The 15,875-nt window shown below is 68.7% G+C and carries 16 protein-coding genes; 11 read left to right on the forward strand and 5 right to left on the reverse strand.

Annotation, left to right across the window (positions count from 1 at the left end; genetic code table 11):
• Window positions 1-2 precede the first annotated feature (2 nt).
• The gene (locus WD026_RS00280; RefSeq protein WP_425721581.1) at window positions 3-1,496 is read left to right on the forward strand and encodes a DEAD/DEAH box helicase; all 1,494 of its coding nucleotides are present in this window, start codon (window positions 3-5) and stop codon (window positions 1,494-1,496) included.
• Between the two features lie 3 nt (window positions 1,497-1,499).
• Here the strand turns inward: WD026_RS00280 and WD026_RS00285 are convergent, their stop codons facing one another.
• Entirely contained in the window at window positions 1,500-2,336 is an 837-nt protein-coding gene (locus tag WD026_RS00285; RefSeq protein WP_425721583.1) for a symmetrical bis(5'-nucleosyl)-tetraphosphatase, read from the reverse strand.
• A 9-nt stretch (window positions 2,337-2,345) separates the two neighbouring features.
• Between WD026_RS00285 and WD026_RS00290 the strand changes: the two genes are divergently transcribed.
• On the forward strand, window positions 2,346-3,656 hold the full coding sequence (locus WD026_RS00290; RefSeq protein WP_425721585.1) for a hemolysin family protein: 1,311 nt from the start codon (window positions 2,346-2,348) through the stop codon (window positions 3,654-3,656).
• 10 nt (window positions 3,657-3,666) lie between these two features.
• On the opposite strand, the gene WD026_RS00295 is transcribed toward WD026_RS00290, so the two are convergent.
• Window positions 3,667-4,104 (reverse strand): hypothetical protein, encoded by a 438-nt coding sequence (locus WD026_RS00295; protein ID WP_425721587.1) that lies wholly within the window; start codon window positions 4,102-4,104, stop codon window positions 3,667-3,669.
• A 122-nt stretch (window positions 4,105-4,226) separates the two neighbouring features.
• On the opposite strand from WD026_RS00295, the gene WD026_RS00300 reads away from it, so the two are divergent.
• Window positions 4,227-5,096 (forward strand): DUF6502 family protein, encoded by an 870-nt coding sequence (locus WD026_RS00300; RefSeq protein ID WP_425721589.1) that lies wholly within the window; start codon window positions 4,227-4,229, stop codon window positions 5,094-5,096.
• Window positions 5,093-6,355 (forward strand): DUF5666 domain-containing protein, encoded by a 1,263-nt coding sequence (locus WD026_RS00305; protein WP_425721591.1) that lies wholly within the window; start codon window positions 5,093-5,095, stop codon window positions 6,353-6,355. The genes WD026_RS00300 and WD026_RS00305 overlap by 4 nt, the downstream gene beginning before the upstream one ends.
• Window positions 6,356-6,382: 27 nt before the next feature.
• Here WD026_RS00305 and WD026_RS00310 read toward each other — a convergent pair whose 3' ends face one another.
• Window positions 6,383-6,601, reverse strand: a complete 219-nt coding sequence (locus WD026_RS00310) for a SlyX family protein (RefSeq protein WP_425721593.1) — start codon at window positions 6,599-6,601, stop codon at window positions 6,383-6,385.
• A gap of 145 nt (window positions 6,602-6,746) precedes the next feature.
• On the opposite strand from WD026_RS00310, the gene WD026_RS00315 reads away from it, so the two are divergent.
• The gene (locus WD026_RS00315; protein WP_425721595.1) at window positions 6,747-7,469 is read left to right on the forward strand and encodes an HAD-IA family hydrolase; all 723 of its coding nucleotides are present in this window, start codon (window positions 6,747-6,749) and stop codon (window positions 7,467-7,469) included.
• Here WD026_RS00315 and WD026_RS00320 read toward each other — a convergent pair whose 3' ends face one another.
• Window positions 7,470-8,399, reverse strand: a complete 930-nt coding sequence (locus WD026_RS00320) for a LysR family transcriptional regulator (RefSeq protein WP_425721597.1) — start codon at window positions 8,397-8,399, stop codon at window positions 7,470-7,472.
• 118 nt (window positions 8,400-8,517) lie between these two features.
• On the opposite strand from WD026_RS00320, the gene WD026_RS00325 reads away from it, so the two are divergent.
• From WD026_RS00325 to gph, 6 genes are read left to right on the forward strand one after another with little or no spacing between them, the layout of a single operon-like run.
• On the forward strand, window positions 8,518-10,002 hold the full coding sequence (locus WD026_RS00325) for a form I ribulose bisphosphate carboxylase large subunit (RefSeq protein WP_425721599.1): 1,485 nt from the start codon (window positions 8,518-8,520) through the stop codon (window positions 10,000-10,002).
• Window positions 10,003-10,026: 24 nt separating this feature from the next.
• Complete coding sequence (locus WD026_RS00330; protein ID WP_425721601.1) at window positions 10,027-10,473, forward strand: ribulose bisphosphate carboxylase small subunit; 447 nt, start codon at window positions 10,027-10,029, stop codon at window positions 10,471-10,473.
• Window positions 10,470-11,432, forward strand: coding sequence for a CbbX protein (cbbX, locus tag WD026_RS00335; protein ID WP_425721603.1), 963 nt, complete (start codon window positions 10,470-10,472; stop codon window positions 11,430-11,432). The genes WD026_RS00330 and cbbX overlap by 4 nt, the downstream gene beginning before the upstream one ends.
• A 34-nt stretch (window positions 11,433-11,466) precedes the next feature.
• Window positions 11,467-12,552: a class 1 fructose-bisphosphatase gene (locus WD026_RS00340; protein ID WP_425721605.1), complete on the forward strand. Its 1,086-nt coding sequence runs from the start codon at window positions 11,467-11,469 to the stop codon at window positions 12,550-12,552.
• Between the two features lie 20 nt (window positions 12,553-12,572).
• Window positions 12,573-13,457, forward strand: coding sequence for a phosphoribulokinase (locus WD026_RS00345; protein ID WP_425721607.1), 885 nt, complete (start codon window positions 12,573-12,575; stop codon window positions 13,455-13,457).
• A complete protein-coding gene (gene gph / locus WD026_RS00350; protein WP_425721609.1) occupies window positions 13,454-14,125 on the forward strand; it encodes a phosphoglycolate phosphatase in 672 nt (223 codons plus the stop codon). The genes WD026_RS00345 and gph overlap by 4 nt, the downstream gene beginning before the upstream one ends.
• Before the next feature lie 376 nt (window positions 14,126-14,501).
• On the opposite strand, the gene WD026_RS00355 is transcribed toward gph, so the two are convergent.
• Window positions 14,502-15,724, reverse strand: a protein-coding gene (locus WD026_RS00355; RefSeq protein WP_425721611.1) for an IS3 family transposase whose coding sequence is annotated in 2 segments (ribosomal slippage) — window positions 14,502-15,457 and window positions 15,457-15,724 — 1,224 coding nt in all. Because the reading frame shifts where the segments join, the coding sequence is not laid out codon by codon here.
• Between the last annotated feature and the right edge of the window lie 151 nt (window positions 15,725-15,875).

Here is a 15,875-nt window from a genome sequence, read left to right on the forward strand (position 1 = left end):
CAATGACCCAATCCTTTTCCGAACTGAACCTGTCGCCCTCCCTGGCGCGCGCCGTGGCCGAAATGGGCTACGAGAGCATGACGCCCATCCAGGCGCAGGCCATTCCGCACGTGCTGACCGGCCGCGACGTGATGGGTGCGGCCCAGACCGGCACCGGCAAGACGGCCGCCTTCTCCCTGCCGCTGCTGCAGCGCCTGCTCAAGCACGAGAACGCCTCCACCTCCCCGGCCCGCCACCCGGTGCGCGCCCTGGTGCTGCTGCCCACCCGTGAGCTGGCCGACCAGGTGGCCGAGCAGATCAAGCTCTATGCCAAGTACACCCAGCTGCGCAGCACGGTGGTGTTCGGCGGCATGGACATGAAGCCCCAGACCGCCGAACTCAAGAAGGGCGTGGAGGTGCTGGTGGCCACGCCGGGCCGTCTGCTCGACCACATCGAGGCCAAGAACGCGGTGCTCAACCAGGTCGAGTACGTGGTGCTGGACGAGGCCGACCGCATGCTCGACATCGGTTTCCTGCCCGACCTGCAGCGCATCCTGTCGTACCTGCCCAAGCAGCGCACCACGCTGCTGTTCTCGGCCACCTTCTCGCCCGAGATCAAGCGCCTGGCCAACAGCTACCTGCAGGACCCGATCACGGTCGAGGTGGCCCGTTCCAACGCCACGGCGTCCACGGTGGAGCAGCATTTCTACCGGGTGGACGAAGACGACAAGCGCGCCGTGCTGCGCCAGATCGTGCGTGAACGCGGCATCAAGCAGGCCTTCGTGTTCGTCAACAGCAAGCTGGGCTGCGCCCGGCTGGCCCGCGCCCTGGAGCGCGACGGTCTCAACACCACGGCGCTGCACGGCGACAAGAGCCAGGACGAACGCCTCAAGGCGCTGGAGGCCTTCAAGTCGGGTGCGGTCGACCTGCTGATCTGCACCGACGTGGCCGCCCGCGGCCTGGACATCAAGGACGTGCCGGCGGTGTTCAACATCGACATCCCGTTCAACGCCGAAGACTATGTGCACCGCATCGGCCGCACCGGCCGTGCCGGCGCCTCGGGTCTGGCCGTCTCCTTCGTGAGCGGACGCGATGCCCGCCAGATGGCCGACATCGAGAAGCTGCTGGGCCGCAAGTTCGAGCTCGAAGCCCTGGAGCTGGAGGCCGACCGCCGCCCGGCCGGCCGCTTCAACGACGGCCAGCGGGCCTGGCAGCGCGAGGGCGACCGCGAGGACCGCGCCCCACGCGAGTCGCGCGAGCCGCGTGCAGCGCCGACGCGTCCGGTGCGCGCACCGCGTCCGCCGTCCGACCCGCTGTTCGACAAGCCCTACGAGCCCGCCGGCGCGGCCGCTGCGCCGGCCCCGTGGGAAACCGCGCAGAAGCAGCCGGCACGGCTGTCCCCCAACATCAAGACCCGCCGCAAGGTGCCGGCGCTGTTCCGCAGCCCACCCCCGGCCGAGCCGGAGCCGGTGGCATCGGGCAACGATGCCGCTGCCCCGGACGGGCAGACCGGCTGATCCTCAGCCCTTGCCGGGCTTCGCCGCCTGTTCGCAGCGAACCGAGATGCGTTCCACCGAAGAGCCCCCGCCGCCCAGGCGGGCCGCCGTCAGACATCCCCCCCAGACACAGCCGGTGTCCAGCGCCAGCAGGCCCGGCCGGTCCACCGCACCCAGCGTGGACCAGTGCCCGAACGCAATCCGCTCGGAGGCGCTGCGCCGCCCGGGCACATCGAACCAGGGCATGAAGCCCTCGGGTGCGGCGCCGGCGCTGTCCTTGGTCTTGAACTCCATCACGCCGTCCGCCGTGCAGAAACGCAGCCGGGTGAGCGCGTTCACGATCACCCGCAGCCGGTCGCTGCCGCGCAGACCGTCGGACCACCGGTCCGGTGTGTTGCCGTACATCTCGCGCAGGAAGCCGGCCCAGTCGGGGCCGCGCAGCACCTGCTCCAGTTCGGCGGCCAGCGCGAGCGTCTTTGCCGCGTCCCAGTCCGGCAGCACCCCGGCATGCACCATGAGCCAGCCGTGGGCCTGCAGGGCCAGCGGCCGCTGCAGCAGCCAGTCCAGCAGGGCAGGGCGGTCGGGTGATTGCAGGATGTCGTCCACCGTGTCGCTGCGGTGCGGCGGGCGGATGCCCTGCGACACCGCCAGCAGGTGCAGGTCGTGGTTGCCCAGCAGGCAGTGGGCGGAACTGCCCAGGGCCATCAGGCGTCGCACCGTGGCCAGCGACTGCGGGCCCCGGTTGACCAGATCGCCCAGCACATACGCGGTGTCCCGGCTCGCCGAGAACCCCACTTCGTCCAGCAGCCGGCCCAGCGCACCGTCGCAGCCCTGCACATCACCGATCACGTAAACAGCCATCGCCCGATTATGGATTTCCTGCTCATTGCCTTTCTGACCGTGCTCAATGGCGCCTTCGCCATGTCGGAGCTGGCGCTGGCGTCCAGCCGCAAGGCCCGCCTGGCGGCCATGGCCGAGGCCGGCGACAAGGGTGCCCAGACCGCGCTGGACCTGATGGACAACCCCACGCAGTTCCTGTCTTCGGTGCAGGTGGGCATCACCTCCATCGGCATGCTCAACGGCATCGTGGGCGAGGCCGCCTTCAGCGACGACCTGGGCCTGTGGCTGCAGGGCATGGGCATGACCGAAGGCACGGCCGGCATCGTGGCCACGGCCGTGGTGGTGGTGGTCATCACCTTCATCACCATCGTGTTCGGCGAGCTGGTGCCCAAACGCATCGGTCAGCTGTACCCGGAAGCGGTATCGCGCTTCGTGTCCCGCCCCATGGCCTGGGTGGCCCAAGGCGCCAAGCCCTTCGTGTGGCTGCTCACCCACACCACGCAGTGGGTGCTCAAGCTGCTGCGCATCGACACCAACGCCGTGCAGCACGTGACCGAGGAAGAGATCAACGCCAGTCTGGAGGAGGGCGTGGACGCCGGCATCATCGAGGAGCACGAGCACCAGATGGTACGCAACGTGTTCCAGCTCGACGACCGCCAGCTCACCTCCATCATGATCCCGGCCTCCGACATCGAATGGCTGGATGCGCAGGACACCATCGATCAGGCGGTGCAGAAGGCCTGGGCCACCGGCCACTCCTGGTACCCGGTGTGTCGGGGCGGTCTGGACGACGTGGTGGGTGTGGTGCACCTGCCGCGCCTGCTGGCCCTGCAGGCCGAAGGCGTGACGGATGCCATCGCCGGCCATGTGCAGCCCGCGGTCTTTGTGCCCGAGACCCTCAGCGGTATGGAGCTGCTGGAGCAGTTCCGCTCACGCGCGACCCGCATGGTGTTCGTGGTGGACGAGTACGGCGTGGTGCAGGGCCTGCTCACGCCCCTGGACATGCTGGAGGCCATCACCGGCGAGCTCAAGCCCGAGACCCCGGTGGACGCCTGGGCCACCCGCCGCGAGGACGGTGCCTGGCTGGTGGACGGCGCCATGCCGGTGGCCGAGCTCAAGGCCCGGCTCGACATCGACGAACTGCCGGACGAGGACCGGGGCCGCTACAACACCGTGGCCGGCTTGATGCAGACGGTGGCCGGCGCCCTGCTGGCGCAAGGCGAGGCCATCGACTGCGCCGGCTGGCGCTTCGAGGTGACCGAGCTGGCCGGCCGCCGCATCGAGCGGGTGCTGATCACCCCGCTGGCCACCGACGACGCCGGCAGCGACGGCGACGGCTGAGCGGGATCCATCAACGGTGGTTCGGGCCGTCGTCCGAACCGCGTGCCCGGCGCGAGGCACCGGCGCCGTCGTCTGCGCCTCGGGTGCGACCGCCATCGTCGGCGCCCCGGTTGCGGCCACCACCGTCGGCGGTGCCGCCGTCGTCGCCACCCCGACCGCGGCCACGGCCCTGGCCGTGACCGCCTTCGCCCCCGCCGTCACCGGCGCCATCGCCACCCCGGCCATGGCCATGGCCATGACCGTGCCCGCCCGACGAAGACGACGACGAGGAGCTGCTGCCGCCCTTGCCGCCGCCGGAGCTGCTGCCCGATCCACCCGAGCCGCCGCCTGAGCCGCCACCGGACCCCCCGCCGGAGCCGCCGTTCTTGGCCAGTGCAATGCCCGACCCGAGGGACAGGACGAGTACGGTGATGAGGGTTCCCAGCAGGGGGCGGCGCGACGTCTTCATGGATGGCTCCTTGTGTTGATGTGTGGGAATTTTTCCCACGAACTCAGTATCTGTGGGAAAAATTCCCACGTCAATGTTTTTGTGGGTTTTTTTCCCACGTACCGCGTTACCATCGTGTCCAGATGTCAGCCCGCCCGCCCGATCCGCCGTCCACGCCCCAGCCTCCCGCCGCCCTCACGGCCGGGCTGCGCCGGCTGCTGCGCCCGCTGGTGCGGCTGATGGTGGCGCGCGGCATCACCTACCCCTACCTGGCCGATCTGCTCAAGGGGCTCTTCGTGGAGGTGGCCGATGCCGACTTCCGCATCGACGGCAAGCCGCCCACCGACAGCCGCGTGTCCCTTCTCAGCGGCGTGCACCGCAAGGATGTGAGCCGGCTGCGCGGCATTGATCCGGCGCAGGCCCAGCCGGCTCCGGTGCCGCTGACGGCGCAGGTGTTTGCCCGCTGGGTGGGCGATGCCGCCTGGCGCAACCGGCGCGGTCAGCCCTTGCCCCTGCCCCGGCTGGCCAGCGACGGCGGCGAACGCTCCTTCGAGGCGCTGGTGGCCGGCATCAGCACCGACATCCGCCCCCGCGTGCTGCTGGACGAATGGCTGGACCGGGGGCTGGTGGTGCTGGACGAGCAGGACCGTGTCTGTCTGCAGCCGCAGGCCCTGGTTCCTTCGGCCGACGAGGGCGAGAAGCTGCACTACTTCGTGCACCAGCTGCACGACCATGTGGCCGCCGCCACGCACAACCTGCTCGGGGGCGAACCGCATTTCGACCGCTGCGTGCATGCCGATGGCCTGACCGCTGCCGACGTTGCGGTGCTGCGCGAGCTGGCCCGCGCCCAGGGCATGCAGGCCCTGCTGGTGCTCAATGACGAGGTGCAGCGCCTGCAGGCCGCCCACGACCCCGCCGACCCGAACCACCCGCCGGCGCAGGAGCGCTTCACGCTGGGTGTGTACTTCTTCAGCGAAACGGTCGATGCCCCGGCCGATGGAGCACCGCGATGACCGGCCAACGATCTGCCTTGCTGCTGTGCGCCCTTGTCTTGTCGGGCTGCGCTGCCATCGATGCGCCATGGCTGCGCCTGGGCGCCGACCCGACCGCGCCGCGCCCGGCGCCGGCCTGCGTGGCGCCATCGCAGACCAACCCGGCTCTGGCCGCACCCGGTGGCATGGGCGGCACCGGCGCGGTGGCGGCCGCCCGGCCCGGTGAAGGCGGCGGCATCGGCGGCACCGGCCGCAGCGCGGATGCCGGCCCGCCCGGGCTGGGTGGCACCGGCATCGTGGGGGTGGTGACCGGTTTTGCCAGTGTCTGCGTCAACGGGGTGGAAGTGGAGCTGCAGCCCGACACCCAGTTGCGCCGGGACGGCGTGCCGGTGGGGCCGCGTGAGCTGGCGGTGGGGCAGCTGGTGGCCATTGCAGCCACCGGTTCGGGCCGCGAGCTGGCGGCCCGCCGCATCGAGGTGATCGACACGCTGGTCGCGCCGGTCGAGACGGTGGATGTGGCCCGGCGCGAACTCACGGCCCTGGGCCAGCGGGTGGTGCTGCTCAGCGCGTCGGACGCCGCCGGGCTTGCGCCCGGCGACTGGGTGCGCATCAGCGGTCACCGGGGATCGAACGACGAGGTCCGCGCGTCTGCCCTGGCCCGCTGGACCGGCCCCGAGCCGCGCGCGCAGGTGCTGGGCCGTCTGTCCCGCGACGCCCAGGGGCAGGTGCGGGTGGCCGGCACCCGGGTGGTGATGCCGCCGGGTGCGCCGCTGGCCCTGTCCGGCGACGAGGTGCTGGTGGCCGGCCGCTGGGACGGTCAGCAGCTGGCGGCCAGCCAGGTCGATGTGCAGCCCATCCGCCGTGCCATCGGCGAGACCACGGCGCAGGCGGTGCTGCAGGGCTATGTGCAGGCCCGCCAGGGCTCGGTGGTGCAGCTGGGCTACGAGCAGGTGGAGCTGCAGGCCAGCACCCGGGTGTTCGGCGGAACGCTGGAGGCGCTGCAGCCGGGCCGCCCGGTGCAGGTCAAGGTGCGCCGGGGCGACGACGGACGCTGGCGGGTGGACGAGCTCTACCTGGGCCGCGAGAGCGGGCGCGGCGCCCGCAGCAGTGGCGAGCGGGGCGGTGACGACGGTGGCGGCCGGCGGGGCCGTGGCAGCGACGGCGGCGGTGACGACGGCGGCAGCTCCGGCAGCTCGGGGGGCGACAGCGGCAGTTCGGGTTCGTCCGGCTCGTCGGGGTCATCCGGCGGCGGCAAGGGCCGGGGACGCGGCGGCAAGTGACGGTGGCCGCCGAGCCCGGGCCGGCGCTCAGTAGTGCGGCGGCAGTTCGTCGCGCAGGCTGCGAAAGCCCCCGCCGGGTTCGTCTTCGCGGCGCCGGCGCAGTTCGGCCACTTCGGCCATGAGGCGGTCGATCTGGTCCTGCTGCCGGGCCACCTGCGCATTGAGGGCGTCCAGCAGGTCGTCGGCGTAGCTGAACCGGATCTCCAGATCGATCAGGCGCTGTTCAAGGGGGTCTGGCGTGCTCATGGCCGTATTGGACACCGTGGCGCAGGCATGTTCAGCAAAAGCTGAAGCCCTTCTGTACTTTTCCTGAATTCCCCTGGGGTCGCCGGCGACCTACATTGGCCGGCTGTTCCATCCGCCGGCACGCCGGTCACCGAAAGGCCCCACCATGCTGCAAGCCCTGATCTTCGACGTCGACGGCACCCTGGCCGATACCGAGCGTGTGCACCTGGAGGCCTTCAACCATGCCTTCACCGAGGAGGGCATGGACTGGCATTGGGACGAGGCCCGTTACCGCGACCTGCTGGAGATCTCGGGCGGCAAGGAGCGCATGCTGCACTTCTGGAACGAGCGCTACCCCGAGCTGCGCGAGCTCGACCACGGTGCCGTGCGCACCCGCATCGAGCGGCTGCACGAGATCAAGACCGCGTACTACGAGAGCGCGGTGCTCGAGGGCCGGGTGAGCCTGCGCCCCGGCGTGCTGGCCCTGATCGAGGAAGCACTGGGCGCCGGTCTGCAGCTGGCCATTGCCACCACCACCTCGCCGGTCAACATTGCGGCCCTGCTGCGCGCGGCCATGGGGCCGGACTGGCGCACCCACTTTGCTGCCGTGGGCGATGCCTCGTCGGCCCCGGTGAAGAAGCCCAACCCACAGGTGTATCTGCAGGTGCTGCGCGAGCTGGACATGCCGGCCGGGCGCTGCCTGGCCTTCGAGGATTCGCGCAATGGCCTGCTGGCGGCACGGGCCGCCGGCCTGCAGACGGTGATCACCCCGACCGCCTTCAGCGGCCACCATGTGTTCGATGGCGCCCTGCGCGTGCTGCCCGACCTGGACGGCGTGACCGTGGCCGACCTGCGCGCCTGGCATGCGGGCCAGGCGGTGGCCGCCTGATCAGGGTTTGAGCAGCGGCGTGTCGTGCTCCACCAGCAGGGCCTCGCCGCGCTCGATGACGAAGTAGCGGAAGGCCTCGGCCGCCGGTGACAGCACCTTGCTCTGCAGGTGCACCACATGCCAGGTGCGCATGACCGGCGTGCCCTCCACATCCAGCCGCTGCAGCAGGCCCAGCCGCAGCTCCAGCCCCACCGTGTGCAGCGACAGGAAGCTGATGCCCATGTCGGCCATCACCGCCTGCTTGATGGCCTCGTTGCTGCTCATCTCCATGGTGATCTGCGGCTCGAAGCGGTCCTCGGCAAAAAAACTCTCCATGGCGCTGCGGGTGCCAGAGCCCTGTTCCCGCACGATGAAGGGGTAACCCGCCAGCGCCTTGAGCGGCGGGTGGCCGATGCGCATGAGCGGATGCCCCGGTGGCGCCACGAACACCAGCGGGTGGGCGGCAAAGGCCTCGCTGCGGGTGGACAGCTCCGGCGGCGGCCGGCCCATGATGGACAGATCGACCTCGCCGGCCTCCATCTGCGCCATGAGCGCCTCGCGGTTGTTGGCGACCGTCAGCCGCACCTCGATGCCCGGATGCTCCTCGCGGAACAGCGCCAGCAGGCGCGGCACGAAGTACTTGGCCGTGCTCACCATGCCCACGGTGAGCAGGCCGTGTTCGAGCTTTTTGAAGCGGGCCATGGCGTTGTCGGCGTCGCGCAGGGCGCCCAGCATGCGCTTGGCATGCACCACGAAGTATTCGCCGGCGGTGGACAGGGTGAGGGTGCGGCCCTGGCGGTCGAACAGCAGCAGCCCGACCTGGTTTTCCAGTTCCTTGATCTGCATCGACACCGCCGGTGGTGTGAGGTGCAGGGCGTTGGCGGCGGCCGTGATGCCACCCCGTTGGGCCACTTCCAGGAAGACCCGCAACTGCCTGAAGCTCAGGTTCATGGTTCAGCCTTTCCTGAATCGAAAGCCAACAAAGTTTGACTGGCCTTTATAGCAGTGCCACCCCACCATGGCACCCGTGCTGACCCGATCCCGGCGGCGGCGCTCACCAGGAGACACCATGAATGCACCCGTCGACGCGGGCCTGAGGGCCGACGCCACCCAGATCACCGACAGCAAGAAGCGCTACAGCGCCGGCGTGCTCAAGTACCGCCAGATGGGCTACTGGGTGCCCGATTACCAGCCCAGCGCCACCGACACCGTGTGCCTGTTCCGCATCACGCCGCAGGACGGCGTGGACCCGATCGAGGCAGGTGCCGCCGTGGCCGGCGAGAGCAGCACCGCCACCTGGACCGTGGTCTGGACCGACCGCCTGACCGCCTGCGAGAACTACCGCGCCAAATGCTTCCAGGTGGAGCCGGTGCCGGGCCGTCCGGGCGAGTACTTTGCCTGGGTGGCCTACGACATCATCCTGTTCGAGGAAGGCTCGATCGCCAACATGACGGCCAGCCTGATCGGCAACGTGTTCAGCTTCAAGCCCCTGAAGGCCGCGCGGCTGGAGGACATCCAGATTCCGGTGGCCTATGTGAAGACCTTCAAGGGCCCGCCCACCGGCCTGATCGTCGAGCGCGAGCGCCTGGACAAGTTCGGTCGCCCGCTGCTGGGCGCCACCACCAAGCCCAAGCTGGGCCTGTCGGCCCGCAACTATGGCCGCGTGATCTACGAGGGCCTGAAGGGCGGGCTGGACTTCATGAAGGACGACGAGAACATCAACTCGCAGCCTTTCATGCACTGGCGCGACCGCTTCCTGTACGTGATGGACGGCGTGAACAAGGCGAGTGCGGCCACTGGCGAGGTGAAAGGCAGCTACCTGAACGTGACCGCCGGCACCATGGAAGCCATCTACGAGCGCGCCGAGTTCGCCAAGAGCCTGGGCAGCGTGATCGTGATGATCGACCTCATCGTCGGCTGGCCCTGCATCCAGAGCCTGGGCGAATGGTGCCGCCGCAACGACATGATCCTGCACCTGCACCGCGCGGGCCACGGCACCTACACCCGGCAGAAGAACCACGGCGTGAGCTTCCGCGTGATCGCCAAGTGGCTGCGCCTGGCCGGCGTGGACCACATGCACACCGGCACCGCGGTGGGAAAGCTCGAAGGCGATCCGCTCACGGTGCAGGGCTACTACAACGTCTGCCGGGATGCCTACACCCGCCAGGACCTGCCGCGCGGCCTGCATTTCGACCAGGACTGGTGCGACCTGAAGAAGGTGATGCCGGTGGCCAGCGGCGGCATCCATGCCGGCCAGATGCACCAGCTGCTGCACCTCTTCGGTGACGACGTGGTGCTGCAGTTCGGCGGCGGCACCATCGGCCACCCCGCGGGCATCCAGGCCGGTGGCGTGGCCAACCGGGTGGCGCTGGAGTGCATGGTGAAGGCGCGCAACGAAGGGCGCGACATCATCAACGAAGGCCCCGACATCCTGAAGGCCGCCGCCCGTTTCTGCACGCCGCTGAAACAGGCGCTCGACACCTGGGGCGACATCAGCTTCAACTACACGCCCACCGACACCTCGGACTACGCCGTCACGCCCTCGGTGGCCTGAACGGAATCGAAAGGAGCCACCGCCATGATGACCAACCCCACCGGCCGCGTGACCCAGGGCCAGTTCAGCTTCCTGCCCGACCTCACCGACGCCGAGATCCGCGCCCAGATCGACTACGGCCTGGGGCGCGGCTACGCCTGGAGCATCGAATACACCGACGACCCGCATCCACGCAACACCTACTGGGAGATGTTCGGCATGCCCATGTTCGACCTGCAGGATGCCGCCGGCGTGATGGTGGAGCTGGCGAGCTGCCGCCAGACCTTCCCGCAGCACTACATCCGCCTCATGGCCTTCGACAGCACGCGCGGCATCGAGAGCATTGCCATGAGCTTCATGGTGAACCGGCCCACCACCGAACCCGGCTTCGGCCTGGTGCGCCAGGAGGCCGACGGCCGCCAGATCCGCTACACCATCCACAGCTATGCCACGGACAAGCCCGAGGCCCAGCGCTACGGTGGCCCGGCATGAACATGCTGTATGCCATTCCCGGTGCGCAGGCGGCCGAAGCCGAGGCGGCGCCCGCCCCCAGCCGGCCCGAGCCACGGTCCGCGCCGCGCACCGTGGGCGAGGTGCTGGCCCACAGCCAGGTGGAGCCGGTGCTGGCCGAGCTGGATGCCGAACTGGTGGGGCTACAGCCGGTCAAGCAGCGCATCCGCGACATTGCCGCACTGCTGGTGATCGACTGGCTGCGCATGGGCTACGGCCTGCAGGCCCAGACGCCGTCGCTGCACATGTGCTTCACCGGCAACCCCGGCACCGGCAAGACCACGGTGGCGCTGCGCATGGCGACCATCCTGCACCGGCTGGGCTATGTGCGCAAAGGCCACCTGGTGGCCGTCACGCGCGACGACCTGGTGGGCCAGTACATCGGCCATACCGCGCCCAAGACCCGCGAGGTGCTCAAGAAGGCCATGGGCGGCGTGCTGTTCATCGACGAGGCCTACTACCTCTACAAGCCCGAGAACGAGCGCGACTACGGGCAGGAGGCCATCGAGATCCTGCTGCAGGTCATGGAGAACCAGCGCGACGACCTGGTGGTCATCCTGGCCGGCTACAAGGACCGCATGGACACCTTCTTCCAGAGCAACCCGGGCATGAGCAGCCGCGTGGCCCACCACCTGGACTTCCCCGACTACGCCCACGGGGAACTGATGGCCATTGGCGACCGCATGCTCGATGCCATGAACTACCGCCTGGCCCCCGGCGCCCGCGAGGCCTTTGCCGAGTACCTGCAGCGTCGCCAGGCCCAGCCGCATTTCGCCAACGCCCGCAGCGTGCGCAATGCGCTGGACCGCATCCGCCTGCGCCAGGCCAGCCGCCTGTTCGCCGACCGCGACCGTGCCCTGACCGAAGACGACCTGGTCACGCTGATGCCGGAAGACATCCGCGCCAGCCGCGTGTTCACCCTGCCGGTGGGCGCCCCCTGATTCCCCACCTTCCCGACGATCCGAGTCCATTGCCATGCCGCTCTCCCGCCGCTCCACCCTGACCCAGTTCCTCATCGAGGAACGCCGCCGTTACCCCGAGGCCAGTGGCGACTTCAACGCGCTCATCCTGAACGTGGCGCTGGCCTGCAAGGCCATTGCCCGCAGCGTGTCCTTCGGCGCCCTGGGCGACATCCTGGGTTCGCACGGCAGCACCAATGTCCAGGGCGAGACCCAGCAGAAACTCGATGTGCTGAGCAACGACATGTTCATCCGCGCCACCGAGTGGGGCGGGCATCTGGCGGGCATGGCATCCGAGGAGATGGAGCTGCCCTGGCCCATGCCGCGCGAGTTCCCGCGCGGCAAGTACCTGCTGGTGTTCGACCCGCTCGACGGGTCTAGCAACATCGACGTGAACGTGTCGGTGGGCAGCATCTTCAGCGTGCTGCGCGCGCCGGCCGACGTGCTGGCCACCGGCCGCGACGTGACGGTGGACGATTTCCTGCAGCCCGGCGTGCAGCAGGTGGCCGCCGGCTACGCCATCTACGGCCCCACCACCATGCTGGTGCTCACGGTGGGCAGCGGCGTGTACGGCTTCACGCTGGACCCCAACCTGGGCGAGTTCAAGCTCACCCACCCGCTCATCCGCATTCCTGAAGAGACGCACGAGTTCGCCATCAACGCGTCCAACAGCCGCTTCTGGGAGGCGCCGGTCAAGCGCTATGTGGATGAATGCATGGCCGGGCGCAGCGGCGTGCGCGGCAAGGACTTCAACATGCGCTGGATCGCCAGCATGGTGGCCGAGGCGCACCGCATCCTCATGCGCGGCGGCGTGTTCCTGTACCCGCGCGACAGCAAGGACCCGTCCCGCGCCGGGCGGCTGCGCCTGCTCTACGAGGCCAATCCGATCGCCTTCCTGATGGAGCAGGCCGGTGGCCGCGCCAGCACCGGTCGCGAGCCCATGCTCACGGTGCAGCCCACTTCGCTGCACCAGCGCATCGGGCTGGTGTTCGGCTCGCGCAGCGAGGTGGAGCGCATCGAGCGTTACCACGCCGAGCCGCTGTCCTGGAAAGACAGCAACCCGCTGTTCGCCGAACGCAGCCTGTTCCGCGACGCGGCCTGATCCATCGCCCAAGGCCACCCATGTCCGAACGCCATCCCATCATCGCCATCACCGGCTCCAGCGGTGCCGGCACCTCCACCGTCACCCGCACCTTCGAGAACATCTTCCGGCGCGAGGGCGTGAGCGCCGCCATCGTCGAGGGCGACAGCTACCACCGCTTCGACCGCAAGGCCATGAAGCAGCGCATGGCCGAGGCCGAAGCCGCCGGCGACATGAACTTCAGCCACTTCGGCGCCGAGGCCAACCTGTTCGAGGAGATCGAGACCCTGTTCCGCGACTACGCCGCCACCGGCCGGGGCCGCAGCCGCAAGTACCTGCACAACGCCGAGGAGGCCGCGCCCTATGGTCAGGAGCCCGGCACCTTCACAGAGTGGGAGCCGCTGCCGCCCGACACCGCCATGCTGTTCTACGAAGGCCTGCACGGCGCCGTGGTCACGCCCGAGGTGAACGTGGCCCGTTACCCCGACCTGCTGGTGGGTGTGGTGCCGGTCATCAACCTGGAGTGGATCCAGAAGCTCTGGCGAGACAAGCACCTGCGCGGCTACAGCGCCGAGGCCGTGACCGACACCATCCTGCGCCGCATGCCCGACTACGTGAACTACATCTGCCCGCAGTTCCAGCACACGCATGTGAACTTCCAGCGTGTGCCGGTGGTGGACACCTCCAACCCCTTCGTGTCGCGCGACGTGCCCACCGCCGACGAGAGCATGGTGGTCATCCGTTTTGCCAAGCCCAAGGGCATCGACTTCCAGTACCTGCTCAACATGATCAACGGGTCGTGGATGAGCCGCGCCAACACCATCGTGGTGCCCGGCGGCAAGATGGAACTGGCCATGCAGCTCATCTTCACGCCCTTCATCTGGCGCATGATGGAGCGGCGCCAGCGCGCGCTGGGCCTGGCATGACGCGGCGCTTCGACCTGGTGCTGTTCGACCTGGACGGCACCCTCATCGAGACCGCCCCCGAGATCGCTGATGCCGTCAACGACACGCTGGCCGCCGTGGGCAAGGCGTCGGTCACGCAGCAGCAGGTGAACGACTGGATCGGCCATGGTACCCGCGAGCTGCTCATCCAGGCGCTGGCCTGGTGCGACGGCACGTCCAGCAACGCGGTGCGGCACAGCGCCGACTTCTCCGGCATCGAGGCCGTCTTTGCCCGGCATTACCTGGCCCGCTGCGGCACGCGCAGCCACCTGTACCCGCAGGTGCGCGAGACGCTGACCGAACTGCGCGCACAGGGCGTGAAGCTGGCGGTGGTGACCAACAAGGAAGACCGCTACACCCGCACCGTGCTGGACGCGCACCGCCTGATGCCGATGTTGGACCGCGTGATCAGCGGCGACACGCTGCCGGTGAAAAAGCCCGACCCCGCCGCCATCCACCACTGCCTGCGCGAGTTCAATGTCGCGCCCGAACGCGCCCTGTTCGTGGGGGATTCGTCCATCGACGTGGCCACCGCCCGCAACGGCGGCATTGCGGTGTGGGCACTGCCCTATGGCTACAACATGGGCAGCCCGATCGAGGCCAGCAGCCCCGACCGCGTCATTGCGGATGTGTCCGCGCTGACGGGCTGACATCACCATTGCCTGAAGGCAGACCGGTGGTGCAGCGCTTGGGCTGCGGATGGTGACCGAGTGGCAGTTCTGCCCCTGCGGGCGCTCTGCCGGCATGGCTGGCGAGGCATCGGCTGAAGGGGTGGAACTGTCAGGGTGCGCTGCACGCAGGCGGCAGCGTTTTGGGCGGCCACTTTTCTTCTCCCCAACCATGTTCAGTTTTTCAACTTCTGGCCGAACGGGTGTGCCCCCCGGTTCGGTGGCGCCCCATCATTCAAACGGAACGGATGCATCCCATACAGACCTTGCAACTTCGGTCGCGACACCAGTTGCAAGGCAGGCGTACTTCACCCAGGTGGAGTTGACCCGGTCCGGTGGACGGTTTCTGGTTTGATTCTCAAACCATCTGAGGTGTCCCGTCAGCATGCTGTGGGTCATGCTCGGGCGCATTGAATCGGGTCTGCTGGCTCCTTTCAAAGTTCAGGGGTGAGAGGTAGCCAAGGCCGCTGTGGCGGCGCCTGGGGTTGTACCAACCCTCAATCCAGGTGAAGACGGCCATGCGGGCCTGCGCCTTGGACTCGAAGCTGTGGCGCTCAATGAGCTCAGCCTCCAGGCTGGCGAAGAAGCTCTCGGCCATCGCGTTGTCGTAGGCATCGCCCACGGTGCCCATCGAAGGGCGAACGCCCATCTGACGGCAGCGCTCGCCGAAGGCCAGGCTGGTGTACTGGCTGCCTTGGTCGCTGTGATGGATGACGGCTTGCGGCTTGCGCTGGGTCAGCGCCATGTTGAGTGCCGAGAGCACCAGCTCGGCCGTCATGCGCTCGCCCATGGACCAACCCACCACACGCCGGCTCCACACATCGATGACCACCGCCAGGTACAGGAACCCTGTCCAGGTGGGCACGTAGGTCATGTCGGCTACCCAGAGCTGATTGGGGCCACTGGCCCGGAACTGGCGCTTGACCAGGTCGTGAGCCGGCGAGTCACGTTTGTCTCGCCGCGTGGTCACGGTGAAGCCCCGGCGGCGGCTGATGCCCCGGATGCCCGCTGTTCGCATGAGACGCGCCACGCGCTGGCGGCTGATGCAAACGCCTTGCTCGATGAGCTCGGCGCGCACACGCGGCATGCCGTAGGACTCGTAGGAGTCCTTGTGAATCTGGCGGATGCGCTCGGTCATCACCGCGTTGGTGATGCTGCGTTGGGAAGGAGCGCGCTCGCGCCAGGCATAGAAGCCGCTGGCAGAGACGCCCAGGACACGGCACATGGTGCGCACGGGGAAGTCGGCCTGGTTCGCCATCACGAGTCCGAAGACTTCGTCGAAGTCGCATCGCTGCGACCGGCAAACCAGGCCGTAGCCTTTGCCAGGATGTCGCGCTCTTGCTGCAGTTGGCGAACCTGGCGGCGCAGCCGGCTGAGCTCCTCGCGCTCAGCCGTGCTCAAGCCTTCCTTGCCGGGCAACGGCTTGCCACTGTCGATGGCGGCCTGGCCGACCCAGTTGGTGATGGACTGCGCGGTGACGTTGAACTCGCGCGAGAGTTCGGCCGGCGTGCGCCCGGCACGCACCAGCTCGACCATCTGCTGTCTGAACTCCGCCGGGTACGGCGGTCTGACCTTGGACATTTGCGGCTCCTTGAACACAAAGAATGATGTGTCCACAGAACCGGGTCAACTCCAACTCCAACTCCAACTCCACACCGAGGAGGTGTTGGCCTTTTGCAGATGTCTTCCGGAGGGAGTGGCCTTGCCGGCCATTCTTTTTCTTGACTGCGTG

The organism is Hydrogenophaga sp. R2, assembly GCF_049843595.1.
Taxonomy (GTDB): Bacteria; Pseudomonadota; Gammaproteobacteria; order Burkholderiales; family Burkholderiaceae_C; genus Hydrogenophaga.

Excerpts from the sequence above, each read along its gene's own strand:
- WD026_RS00280 (WP_425721581.1), top strand. The coding sequence starts at position 3 with ATGACCCAATCCTTTTCCGAACTGAACCTGTCGCCCTCCCTGGCGCGC.
- WD026_RS00285 (WP_425721583.1), bottom strand. The coding sequence starts at position 2,336 with ATGGCTGTTTACGTGATCGGTGATGTGCAGGGCTGCGACGGTGCGCTG.
- WD026_RS00290 (WP_425721585.1), top strand. The coding sequence starts at position 2,346 with ATGGATTTCCTGCTCATTGCCTTTCTGACCGTGCTCAATGGCGCCTTC.
- WD026_RS00295 (WP_425721587.1), bottom strand. The coding sequence starts at position 4,104 with ATGAAGACGTCGCGCCGCCCCCTGCTGGGAACCCTCATCACCGTACTC.
- WD026_RS00300 (WP_425721589.1), top strand. The coding sequence starts at position 4,227 with ATGTCAGCCCGCCCGCCCGATCCGCCGTCCACGCCCCAGCCTCCCGCC.
- WD026_RS00305 (WP_425721591.1), top strand. The coding sequence starts at position 5,093 with ATGACCGGCCAACGATCTGCCTTGCTGCTGTGCGCCCTTGTCTTGTCG.
- WD026_RS00310 (WP_425721593.1), bottom strand. The coding sequence starts at position 6,601 with ATGAGCACGCCAGACCCCCTTGAACAGCGCCTGATCGATCTGGAGATC.
- WD026_RS00315 (WP_425721595.1), top strand. The coding sequence starts at position 6,747 with ATGCTGCAAGCCCTGATCTTCGACGTCGACGGCACCCTGGCCGATACC.
- WD026_RS00320 (WP_425721597.1), bottom strand. The coding sequence starts at position 8,399 with ATGAACCTGAGCTTCAGGCAGTTGCGGGTCTTCCTGGAAGTGGCCCAA.
- WD026_RS00325 (WP_425721599.1), top strand. The coding sequence starts at position 8,518 with ATGAATGCACCCGTCGACGCGGGCCTGAGGGCCGACGCCACCCAGATC.
- WD026_RS00330 (WP_425721601.1), top strand. The coding sequence starts at position 10,027 with ATGATGACCAACCCCACCGGCCGCGTGACCCAGGGCCAGTTCAGCTTC.
- cbbX (WP_425721603.1), top strand. The coding sequence starts at position 10,470 with ATGAACATGCTGTATGCCATTCCCGGTGCGCAGGCGGCCGAAGCCGAG.
- WD026_RS00340 (WP_425721605.1), top strand. The coding sequence starts at position 11,467 with ATGCCGCTCTCCCGCCGCTCCACCCTGACCCAGTTCCTCATCGAGGAA.
- WD026_RS00345 (WP_425721607.1), top strand. The coding sequence starts at position 12,573 with ATGTCCGAACGCCATCCCATCATCGCCATCACCGGCTCCAGCGGTGCC.
- gph (WP_425721609.1), top strand. The coding sequence starts at position 13,454 with ATGACGCGGCGCTTCGACCTGGTGCTGTTCGACCTGGACGGCACCCTC.